The organism is Neobacillus niacini, assembly GCF_031456445.1.
Taxonomy (GTDB): Bacteria; Bacillota; Bacilli; order Bacillales; family Cytobacillaceae; genus Neobacillus; species Neobacillus niacini_I.
Genome location: NZ_JAVDUQ010000066.1, coordinates 1 through 9,078, shown reverse-complemented (window position 1 = coordinate 9,078; position 9,078 = coordinate 1). Strand labels below are relative to the sequence as shown.

Sequence of the window (9,078 nt, the reverse complement as noted above, 5' to 3'; positions counted from 1 at the left end):
ACCTACGGCTGAATAATGGGAGCCGGATGAGCTGAGAGGTTCACGTCCGGTTCTAAGAGGGGCTACTGGGGAGGTTCCAGTGGTCTACTTGCCTTAAGGTACTGTGCCGTACTCGATCGCAAGCCATTAAAATTAATTTTGCCATCAAGGATTTTCTTAAAACTAGATTACATCTTGAGACAAGTGATGAAAAATCAAATGTTATCAACTTAAAGAAGAATTCTTCCGAATTCCTTGGTTTCTCTTTCCGAGCGATTAGAAAAGGAAAAACAAGGTTTGGATTTGTAGCACATTCAAATATGACGAAGAAAGCTAAGTCCAATGCACTCATTAAAATTAAAGATTCTATAAGGACAATTCAAAAGAAGCCTTGTGCTGAAACGGTTTGGCAATACAATACAGTTGTAATGGGAATCCAAAACTACTACGCAACAGCTACTAACATCTCTAATAATTTAAGTGAGTTGTCCTCCCACTTAAACAAGACTCTATATAATCGATTAAAGAATATCAGAACAGAAGCTAAGTTTGAGGACATGACTAGTACGCTCCAGAAACGCTATAAAGGATACTCACCGCAATTCTTTAAGATTCAAAACATGGTGTTTGTCCCTATATATGCCCAAAAGCATAAAACAAATCTCTGTTTTTCACAAGATGTGTGTAATTATACTACCGAAGGTAGAGCAAAAATACACAACAATTTAAAAGTGATAAATAAAAGCGTGTTAAGCTATGTCATGAAAAACTTTATTCCAAATCGCACGATTGAATATAATGACAATCGAATAAGTAAGTTCATATCCCAGTATGGAAAGTGTGCGGTAACTGGAGCAGAACTTGGAAAAAACGATTGGCACTGTCATCATAAGAACCCTTATCATATTTCAAAGGATGACAGATATTCAAACTTGATAGTGTTGCATGAAACGGTTCACCTACTAATTCATCTGAAAGATATAGATAAAATTAAATCTCTTCTTTGTGTTTTAAAATTGAACAATAAGCAAAATGAAAAAGTTAATGAACTCCGAAAACTATGCAAAAATTATACAATTTGATTTGGAATAATTCTTACTTCACACTGACATAGAATTGAATGAATTGGATTAGTTGGAACGCCGTATGCGGTGAAAGTCGCACGTACGGTGTGAACAGGGGGAAAAGGTAGCGATAACTTCAAAGCCTTACCTATCTGTATGAAGAATAGGAGGCTGCTTCGGTAGCCCTTTTCTTATTCAACTAAAGGGGTAGGTTAATTGAAGAAGACAGTAAATCGTAGAATTCATCTAATTTTTTTTGAGCAGTATTACATAAATATAACTATATGCAAAATAACAGCCAAGAAAACACGTATAATAGGTAAACGTCTATTCCTCTTTAAACATGGACACATACACTATTTTTGAAACAATTTGAGGAGGAGATAAAAAATGGAAAGACAATTCTTTGGCGGTATGGGTTATGGAGGCTATCCTGGTTACGGTATGGGATACGGAGGTTATCCTGGCTATGGCATGGGCATGGGTTATGGAGGCTATCCTGGCTATGGTATGGGATATGGAGGTTATCCTTTCCATCATTATGGGTATGGAGGCTATCCTTTCCACCACCACCATGGATTCCATCACGGCTGTTGTTAACCTACAAAAAGTATATAACCCTGGAGCGATGTCTTAGCGGTTTTAAACTATCTAAGGATTAAATATTTACATGTATTTTAAGTAATAATCTACTAATAACTTCAATCACGAATTAGGTTAGAGCGTTACCTTAATTTTTATTTGGATTGGTCCTTATTCCACTAACAGGTGCTTGAGTTTAATAAATGGGTCGCTGCGGCGACTTATTTCTTGTTCCACTAATGGGTCAGTTTAGTGGAATAAGGACAATATAGATTTAGAACAGGTATTTTCTTAGATGAAATTGATAGCATTTAATATATTTGTGTAGAAAATTAAAGGCAAAAAGCTTGGGGAGTTTCCCAAGCTTTTTGTGCGGAGATTTCTCCTTATTCCAGCTATGTTCATGACCAACATGAAACATATCAGGAAGTTCCTCTTAATAGTAAGGTGCCATCATTAAGTAAACGATAACGCCGGTTATACTTACATACAGCCAGATGGGCATTGCCCACCGGACAATTTTTTTGTGTTTTGTAATTTGCATCGTCCATCCCCATACAAGAGCAAAAAGCGCAATCGGCACGATGATGGCAGCTAAAAAGCTGTGTGTAATGAGAATAATGAAATAAATCGTTCTAATGGCACCATGCCCCCCATATCTTGCTGTTTCAGGAGATATATAATGGAAGGTTAGGTATGAAATTAAAAATAAAAAAGTGGAAGAAAAAGCTGCCAGAATAAAGCCTTTATGCACATTTACATTTTTTTTCATAATTGCAATGAAAGCAGCGATTAAAAAAATGAATGTAAAGCTGTTAAAGATGGCATTCAGCCGGGGTAAAATATTTACATCCCAGGTTACTTTTCCTTTATAACCTATGTTCGTAAAGAACAGCGCCAGAATTATAATATTGGCAATGACGGAAATGGAAATAATTAGCACAGCAAAGTTTTTATTGCTTTTCTGATTGTACTGTTGATTATTCGTTTGTGTCATGGGAATCAATACCTCATTATTTTTTGTATGTAAAAAACCTATATGAATTGCTTCATTCATATGCGCATTATAGTATATTAATAAATCACTGTCATTTCTAAGAGGAAAAAGTCGCTGGATCCGATCATCAGGCACAACTGCCAAAAATGAATTAGAGAAAAGAGCTTTAGTTACAGGGAACGGGTAAAATTAAGATTGTGAAGAATTGTACTTAAACTATAGGGTGCTTATATGGAATATGGGGGTTGTTTTATTGACAAAAAATCACAGAAAGCATATTTGGATAGAAGCAGAGGAATGGGCAGAAGGTGAATGGAATATTGAAGATGATAACACGGATGTCATCGTAACATTTTCAAACCGTTCAAAATGGATAGCTAGTTTTTTTACATATAAAAATATCCAGACATTGAGAGAGAAGAATAAACAGACTGGTGAAAGTATGAACGGTGCATATTTTTGGTCAAGTGAGATGTCTCTTATAGATTTTGTAAGTCGGGAACGGATTGTTGAAGTTATCGAATACCTTATCGAAAATGATGAGTTCAATTCTGTTTTTACAAGATATCCTGATGTTGAACCTGAAGAGGACTATTTATATCCCGAGGGATTCTTTATCTAAAAATTTCTGTTGAAAAGTAAGTCTGAATCTTTTTCAACTAACAGGTGCGATTGTTCTATATGAACAGTCGCTCTTGTGCTAACAGGGCAGAAAAGCTAAACAAGGAGGGCATAATTTAAGTGGAAGACTACAAGATAAAGGTTCAACAAGCAATAAATGAACGGCAGTTAAGTTCCATAATGAATAATACAAAATGGAGAGGTTTACAATCGGCTGTTAAGGAAGAATTCCCAATAACCCCTTCTTTTCAGGTTAAATTTTTACTTGATGATTTTTCTATTCCTGAAGATTTTGGAGAAGAAAATTGGTATTCGGGAGATTGGGAAGAGGGGCTTGAGCCTTTTTTTGCCGTAGAATGGATTAGAGTAAATCTGAAATACACAAGTTCTAAGGGACTGTTGTTGGAACCTGAAGTAACAGATTACACAGACGAATTCATTAAATTGCTAAAAAGACTCAAGATTCCTTTTTTAAAAGAAGACAATACAATTCGTATATATGGTTACGTAAGGAGTACAGATATTTTTAGTTAGACAAAATTGGGTTGTTTCTTTGTGAAAAAATGTACTTAAACTAATGGGTGCAAGAGTTTAAGATTGGGATATCTGTGGCTATCCCTTTTCTTATTGTACAATCATGGAAGAACGGGGTAAAATTCCATCCTCTGTGGTGCAGCCATGCTGCATGGGTTGCTAAGGGGGCAGGTGGAAGAAGGAAATTTTTGTAATCGTGTAGAATATTTCTAATTAAGAAAGGGGGGATATAAATGCCTTTAAAAGGGTGGATATTATTAGCATTTTGTGTTTTATGTACTATTTTGACTGTGCAGTTTTGGGGTGCAGGTATGGACTACAACAACATTATTTTGCCTGAAGGAATGAATTCGTTTCCTGTAACCTTGTTTGGATATCATATTGGTGTAGGTTATTCAACACAAGAATTACATGAATATTCTGTTGCTTTTAAGTGGTTGACTTTACTTCCCTTATCATTAGCTTTTTTGTCATATTGGAAATTTATCAAGGGTTCTAGATAAAATAATCAACAAACGGGTTCGATGCCTAATAATAGGTATCGTTTCTTTTTATTTAAAAAACGCAAAAGATTGTGAAGTATTGTACTTAAAGTAACGGGTGCTAGAGTTTAAGACTGGGATGGCTGCGGCGATCCCTTTTTTTATTGCACTTACGGGAGGCTTTTTTAAGAAGAACAAAATAAACGTCACCCGTTTTACCGTTTTATGGTAATGTTAAAGTAGTTTATTTATAAGGGGCGACAAAGTTGTGGGGATTATTTTAACATTATTTTACGGATTTGTTGGTTTAGTCGTTCTATTTCTTATATTTGCATATGCAGTTAGTATTGGTATTGATAATTCTAAGCAAGTTAAGGCTTTAAGGTCCGAACTTAAAGAAATAAAAAACCAACTTAAAGATTTAGATGAAAATGTGAAATAACTTTGTGTTGTTATTCAAGGGGGCTTGAGTTGAAAACGGTGATCGCTGCGGCGGTCTGTTTTCTAGTTAAGCTAACGGGGCAGTTTAGTTGAACAAGGAATTTAAATCTCTAACGAAGAATAATTTATAAAAAGCCGTTTTTGGAGTTGTAGAAGATGATGAAAAAAGTTAAGTTATCTGAAATAAAAAAAGAACAGATATGGGACTGGGAAAAACAAGTTGCCAACATTGCTAAAGAGATAGAGGGACAATTTCAACAAAATTTTAAAAGTCATTCATATAAACTAGAAATCGTCTTTAGTAGAACTGATGTAAGTCCTAAGCATTTCCCTGAATGCCCACCTCTATCGAAAGAACAATGTCTTAAACCTCACTATTGTTCAGCAATATCGGTTGCAGTAACCGATTTAGAGGGTAACTTAATTGGAGATGAAGAAGACGGTTATTTATTTGGTGAAGGGTTAACAATTTGGACTGTTGAAAAATCATTTCTTTTCTTTATGGTTGATGAGAATTTCCCTATTGGTTCTGCAAAAGGATATATTTTAACTTTACCTTCTTCCGAGATAAAAAAGACTTTGGAGGAAGACGTTTTCTACCTAGCAAAAGAGTTGAATATTCCATTTTAAGGTTTTCCTTCTAACGGGTGCAAGAGTTAAACAAAACGTTGTTTCGGCAGCGTTTTTCTTATTGAGCTAAAGTGGCAGGTTACTTGAAAAAGGATTTTAAGTGAAAATGGGGAATTTACCATAAAAATAAATAATTTTTGAGGGTGAGGAGATGTTTTTTAGAAAGAAAAAATTTTTTGTTTGTGCAGTATGTGGTTACGACTGTTTACCTAGTCCTTTATATAATGAAAAAGGGAAACCAGATGTAAGTCTTATTTGTCATTGCTGTGGATTCCAACCTGGATATGACGATGATGAGTTAGGATATACATTAGAAAGGTATAGAGAAGAGTGGATTCTAAGTGGGGCTAAATGGTTTAGAGAAGAAGAAAAACCGAAGCAATGGGACTTAAACAATCAATTGAAAAATATAGACCCTACTTGTTGAGCTAACGGGTGCTTTTGCGGAAGTTCTGGCTGCCATTTTCGGCGGCTTTTCTTATTGAAGTAACGGGGCAGGATAGCTTAAGAAAAATAATATATCCCCAAACAAATATGGTAAAATGAGGATATGAATTCAGATGAATATTAAGGGAGGATGAGAAATGGTAAAGAAGAAAAATGAAATGTATGAATGGATTAAAGCCTTAATAGGTGCACTTGCAATAGCTGTCATTATTCGCTCTTTTTTCTTTACGCCTATTGTTGTTGACGGTGCTTCAATGAACCCTACTCTTCAGGACCAGGACCGTATGATTGTAACAAAAATCGGAGAACCGAAAAGATTTGATATTGTTGTGTTTCACGCCCCAGAAGGTAAGGATTACATAAAACGCGTAATCGGACTCCCAGGTGACAGAATTGAATATAAAAATGATGTTTTATATATAAATGGGAAAGCTTACAACGAACCTTACTTGGAAAAATACAAAAAATCATTAAAAGATGGAGGAACATTAACAGACACCTTCACTTTAAAGGAAACCGCAGTAGGTAGTGATACTGTCCCTAAAGATAGTTTGTTTGTAATGGGAGATAACAGAAGGCAAAGCAAAGACAGCCGTGCTATTGGAGCAATACCTTTGAAAAAGGTAATAGGGACAACAAATGTTGTTTATTATCCAATAAAAGATATTAAAATTGTAAATGATTAATTTCTGGTTTGACAAAATAGTTAGACTGTTTTTCTTCTTTAACCATCGGTTGCGTTTAATCCTAGAAGGAATACCACCCTTTTTTTGTTGAATACCTTCTTAAACAAACTGAGCAGCATGTCTGAATAAATATAATATGTGAAGTATTACACTTAAACTAACGGGTGCGTTGATCCAGGAAGGATTAACCGCCTTTTTTGTTGAATTCCTTATTAAGCAAACGGTGCATTACATTAAATTTTTTTGAATGGAATGATGATATTGAGTATGGAAATGATTAAAGATATGGAAGAAAAAATGAAAAATGCCATTATTCTCTTGGAGGAAATAACAAGAAAAAGATTGGAAAACCGTGAAATTTCAAAGCAAAATTATGGACTCTTGCTGGATGCCCACTTATCTGCAATGGCATGTATCGGAACACTATTACTGAATAATAGTATGAAACCATGTAAAACCAGTGATTCCATTTCTTCAAGGCTAGCCCTTATAGCATCCTTTGTACAAGGTATTGATTTATGTGAAACATCAATATCAGAGGGGCTTTATGCACAAGCAGCCAACATGTTAAAACAAGAATTAGAAACAATTGCCGCAATTGAGGAAGTTATTTCGGGAACAAGAAAAGACGGTAAAACTCCAAATGTTAAATTTGTCAAATGGGATATGGGGAAAATTTATGGTGAATTAAATAAGGTTGCACATGTTTCGGATAAAAAAGCATTGCATCCATTATATCAAATTAAACCTATAGGTAATGCTCAACCAGTTAGCATGGTTCCGATTTATAATAAAAGTATTTCAAGAGAGTTATACTCTATACATGTTTGTTTTTTAATTCAAATAGGAAAACATTTGATAGATTTAAATAATGAACTATATGAGGAATATGATTCATCAACTGAATATTTTATGTTAATAGGTGCTATGAAAAGACTTGAAGATGAGGGATTTCTTTCAGGGGACACACTCCAACTTCAATAGTCCTTATCCAGTTCCCAAGGAATTCTTTTTTGGTTCCGATTCTATTGTGAAGAAATGGACTTAAACTATAGGGTGCGTTGATCCCAGAAGGATTAACCGCCCTTTTTATTGAATTCCTTATTAAGCAAACGGAGCAGGTTAGTTCAATAAAAATTCATTTTTTTCCAAAAATACCAATTGTTAAATGTTAAAATTAAGAGGTAGGAAAACAACAAATTTTTAACGGGACAACTTCTCTGACGTTTAATTAATAGGAGGAGTTGTGTTTAAAAGTACAGTTGGCAAGTTTTGCTACGTTATGGAGAGGAGATGGTTATTATAAAAAATCGTAAATTAGTAATGACGATTATAGGTATTATTGGAATTTTTATAGTGATAATCGTAGCAGTAAGAATTCACTCATTAGCTATTGACGGAAAATATACTATTACTAATAATCGGAAGGATATACAGCAGAACTTAACATACTGGGGAAATCGGGGTGATACAATAACTAATCCTAAATTGATAAATACCGTTCATTTAGGAAAATCGAATACTTATATCGCTTTTTTCATAAACCAATCAGGTTATTTGGGAGTAGCAGTAATGAAAGAAGGACCAAACAAGCATTTACGAATAACAAGTAGCGGCTATGGGTCAAATCAACCTAAATATTATGGAGTAAATACCAACAATGGAAAATATGGCATTATTATTGGAAAAAATGCAGATGGATTAGTTCATTCTATTCGGGCAGAATTGGAAGACCAATCGTTTAAATTCAGGGTTAAGGTTCCACAAAAAAAATACTTTATCGTCGTTAAGAAACTGCCTAAAGGCAAAGTCAAAACAATATTTGCAGACCTTTATCTCTTTGATAAAAATAATAAGGAAATTAAACCTAACTAATTCTTGTTCAACTAATGGGTGCTTGAGTTAAACAAAGGGTTGCTGCGGCGACTCTTTTTCTTGTTCCACTAACTGGCAGGATAGTTGAACAAGGAAAAAAATAATTATGCTATTATTAGTAAGTTAGGGGGGGATAATATAAAGGAAAAAAAGGGTATTTTGAAAATATTATTTGGTATATTTTCTTTATGATTTCATTCATTTTAGTTTTTATCAGTGTTCCTGTTTCTAGTTTTATGTACCTAATTATTACTATACCAATTTTGATAATGCTGTCTCTTAGTCTATTTATACTTTCTCGTAAAGATTTTGGATTACAACGTTTCTTTTATATAGGTTGCACTTTTATAATGTTCTTATCAAACCAATGGATAGACCTATATTCCTTTGTTAAAAAAAATTATTTAGTGATTGAAGGAGTTCCAAGTAAAATTGAAAGACTTGAACCTAGATATGGTAAAAGATGTTGGGAGATAGTTATTAACGACGTCAAACTCTCGCTTCCTTTGAAACTAAAAAAAGAAGAGATTAAAAGAGGGATGGAAATACAATATCTACCGCATTCTAAATTTATTCTTAAATATAAGGTTTTAGAAAAATAATAAATGAATTTCCTATTAGCTTCCTTAATCAACTAACGGGTGCGCGCGACAAGTTCTGTTATAAGTGCTACCGCGCGAAATGCAGGAAGTTTATTAAATTAACTTCAACTTTACAATGGAGGATAGGAATGATGAAAC

General features: G+C 34.2%; 12 protein-coding genes and 1 pseudogene. 12 read left to right on the top strand and 1 reads right to left on the bottom strand.

The genetic code is table 11. The features are described from left to right. Nucleotides 1-95: 95 nt before the first annotated feature. Both J2Y67_RS27145 and J2Y67_RS27140 read left to right on the top strand, forming a co-directional pair. A pseudogene (locus tag J2Y67_RS27145) lies at nucleotides 96-1,061 on the top strand (HNH endonuclease signature motif containing protein); the annotation flags it as partial. A 372-nt stretch (nucleotides 1,062-1,433) separates the two neighbouring features. Beyond that, nucleotides 1,434-1,643 carry a hypothetical protein gene (locus tag J2Y67_RS27140; RefSeq protein ID WP_310179226.1) on the top strand — a complete coding sequence of 70 codons (210 nt, stop codon included), beginning with the start codon at nucleotides 1,434-1,436 and terminating at the stop codon, nucleotides 1,641-1,643. A 418-nt stretch (nucleotides 1,644-2,061) separates the two neighbouring features. Here J2Y67_RS27140 and J2Y67_RS27135 read toward each other — a convergent pair whose 3' ends face one another. Next, the gene (locus tag J2Y67_RS27135; protein ID WP_310179230.1) at nucleotides 2,062-2,622 is read right to left on the bottom strand and encodes a DUF420 domain-containing protein; all 561 of its coding nucleotides are present in this window, start codon (nucleotides 2,620-2,622) and stop codon (nucleotides 2,062-2,064) included. 253 nt (nucleotides 2,623-2,875) lie between these two features. Between J2Y67_RS27135 and J2Y67_RS27130 the strand changes: the two genes are divergently transcribed. The 10 genes from J2Y67_RS27130 to J2Y67_RS27085 all read left to right on the top strand — a co-directional run bounded on the left by J2Y67_RS27130 (nucleotide 2,876) and on the right by J2Y67_RS27085 (nucleotide 8,940). Next, entirely contained in the window at nucleotides 2,876-3,244 is a 369-nt protein-coding gene (locus tag J2Y67_RS27130) for a hypothetical protein (protein WP_396954148.1), read from the top strand. Nucleotides 3,245-3,363: 119 nt separating this feature from the next. Next, nucleotides 3,364-3,777 carry a DUF6678 family protein gene (locus J2Y67_RS27125; RefSeq protein WP_310179223.1) on the top strand — a complete coding sequence of 138 codons (414 nt, stop codon included), beginning with the start codon at nucleotides 3,364-3,366 and terminating at the stop codon, nucleotides 3,775-3,777. 233 nt (nucleotides 3,778-4,010) lie between these two features. Continuing rightward, on the top strand, nucleotides 4,011-4,280 hold the full coding sequence (locus tag J2Y67_RS27120; RefSeq protein WP_310179221.1) for a hypothetical protein: 270 nt from the start codon (nucleotides 4,011-4,013) through the stop codon (nucleotides 4,278-4,280). A gap of 247 nt (nucleotides 4,281-4,527) precedes the next feature. Beyond that, complete coding sequence (locus J2Y67_RS27115) at nucleotides 4,528-4,701, top strand: hypothetical protein (RefSeq protein WP_310179219.1); 174 nt, start codon at nucleotides 4,528-4,530, stop codon at nucleotides 4,699-4,701. A gap of 155 nt (nucleotides 4,702-4,856) precedes the next feature. Further along, nucleotides 4,857-5,330 carry a hypothetical protein gene (locus tag J2Y67_RS27110; RefSeq protein WP_310179218.1) on the top strand — a complete coding sequence of 158 codons (474 nt, stop codon included), beginning with the start codon at nucleotides 4,857-4,859 and terminating at the stop codon, nucleotides 5,328-5,330. Between the two features lie 151 nt (nucleotides 5,331-5,481). Beyond that, nucleotides 5,482-5,757 carry a hypothetical protein gene (locus J2Y67_RS27105; RefSeq protein ID WP_310179216.1) on the top strand — a complete coding sequence of 92 codons (276 nt, stop codon included), beginning with the start codon at nucleotides 5,482-5,484 and terminating at the stop codon, nucleotides 5,755-5,757. A gap of 157 nt (nucleotides 5,758-5,914) precedes the next feature. Beyond that, complete coding sequence (gene lepB, locus J2Y67_RS27100; protein ID WP_310179214.1) at nucleotides 5,915-6,463, top strand: signal peptidase I; 549 nt, start codon at nucleotides 5,915-5,917, stop codon at nucleotides 6,461-6,463. Between the two features lie 267 nt (nucleotides 6,464-6,730). Then, on the top strand, nucleotides 6,731-7,447 hold the full coding sequence (locus tag J2Y67_RS27095; RefSeq protein ID WP_310179212.1) for a hypothetical protein: 717 nt from the start codon (nucleotides 6,731-6,733) through the stop codon (nucleotides 7,445-7,447). A gap of 309 nt (nucleotides 7,448-7,756) precedes the next feature. Continuing rightward, nucleotides 7,757-8,338 (top strand): hypothetical protein, encoded by a 582-nt coding sequence (locus tag J2Y67_RS27090; RefSeq protein ID WP_310179211.1) that lies wholly within the window; start codon nucleotides 7,757-7,759, stop codon nucleotides 8,336-8,338. A 236-nt stretch (nucleotides 8,339-8,574) separates the two neighbouring features. Further along, complete coding sequence (locus tag J2Y67_RS27085; RefSeq protein WP_310179209.1) at nucleotides 8,575-8,940, top strand: hypothetical protein; 366 nt, start codon at nucleotides 8,575-8,577, stop codon at nucleotides 8,938-8,940. Nucleotides 8,941-9,078: the final 138 nt, after the last annotated feature.

Bases quoted from the DNA above. Each gene is read 5' to 3' on its own strand.
- J2Y67_RS27090 (WP_310179211.1), top strand. From the start codon at position 7,757: ATGGTTATTATAAAAAATCGTAAATTAGTAATGACGATTATAGGTATT.
- J2Y67_RS27120 (WP_310179221.1), top strand. From the start codon at position 4,011: ATGCCTTTAAAAGGGTGGATATTATTAGCATTTTGTGTTTTATGTACT.
- J2Y67_RS27095 (WP_310179212.1), top strand. From the start codon at position 6,731: ATGGAAATGATTAAAGATATGGAAGAAAAAATGAAAAATGCCATTATT.
- J2Y67_RS27140 (WP_310179226.1), top strand. From the start codon at position 1,434: ATGGAAAGACAATTCTTTGGCGGTATGGGTTATGGAGGCTATCCTGGT.
- J2Y67_RS27110 (WP_310179218.1), top strand. From the start codon at position 4,857: ATGATGAAAAAAGTTAAGTTATCTGAAATAAAAAAAGAACAGATATGG.
- J2Y67_RS27105 (WP_310179216.1), top strand. From the start codon at position 5,482: ATGTTTTTTAGAAAGAAAAAATTTTTTGTTTGTGCAGTATGTGGTTAC.
- J2Y67_RS27135 (WP_310179230.1), bottom strand. From the start codon at position 2,622: ATGACACAAACGAATAATCAACAGTACAATCAGAAAAGCAATAAAAAC.
- lepB (WP_310179214.1), top strand. From the start codon at position 5,915: ATGGTAAAGAAGAAAAATGAAATGTATGAATGGATTAAAGCCTTAATA.
- J2Y67_RS27085 (WP_310179209.1), top strand. From the start codon at position 8,575: ATGTACCTAATTATTACTATACCAATTTTGATAATGCTGTCTCTTAGT.